Annotated in this window: 1 protein-coding gene; it reads right to left on the bottom strand. The window is 38.8% G+C overall.

All coding sequences use genetic code 11. The annotated features are described in order from the left end of the window. Positions 1-824: hypothetical protein (locus AACV20_RS14185; protein WP_170908093.1), on the bottom strand; the 824-nt coding region annotated here is incomplete at both ends.

The raw sequence follows: 824 nt of genomic DNA on the forward strand, positions 1-824 counted from the left end.
TACCTTTGATATCTAGTACAAGAATTTTCGCAATGTGTTCTGGACGACTTAGGCATTGCTTTATGTCTTCCACGTCATCCGAAGCCATAAACCCTATGTGATCCACAAACACCAACCACCATTCAGGATATTTGCTATAGTTGGACTGAATTTTCATGACCTTTTCGTCAATACAGTGGTTTGTATCCTTGGCATAGGTATCAACTACCCAACCACCACTATCTTCATCAACCTCAATACCAACTTTATATTTCATATCCCTAATAGGACGCTCTAGTTCAATCTCAAACTGTACATTTTGGTGGAGTTTGCAAGAGTAAGGTATTGGTTCACCTGCAAGTTGAAATTTATTTATTGCTTCTTCTAAGTTGCTCACTATCGAAGACAACTTTCCAATTGGACGCTTATAGGAAACTGTCACAAAGTAGCTTTTGGACGTTTTATCCAAAGGATATTTCGATAGTTTTCTTCGAATAGCATCCATTAAACGGAATTGATCCGTTTCTAAGCCAACGGTCTTTTTGGCGCCCCGAAATTGCTGATTTAATCGCCGAACTTCAATTGCAATTTTACCGTTCACGAGAAAGTCAGGAGACACATTACCATCAGGCTCATGAATCACTTTATCAAAGCGAGTAGCTAAGTACTCACGAACAATGTTTTCATCTTCATTTGAACTCATAATTTCATCCGAAATATAACGCCCAATTAAGGTGTGAGCCACGCAACCACGACACTTAACTTGAACACCGTAAACACTAAACTTGACCCAAACCAAAAATGCCAAGCGTGGGGAATCACTCTTAAATTGTTTGTTATATTTC

The organism is Vibrio sp. B4-6 (assembly GCF_963888245.1).
Classification (GTDB): Bacteria; Pseudomonadota; Gammaproteobacteria; order Enterobacterales; family Vibrionaceae; genus Vibrio; species Vibrio anguillarum.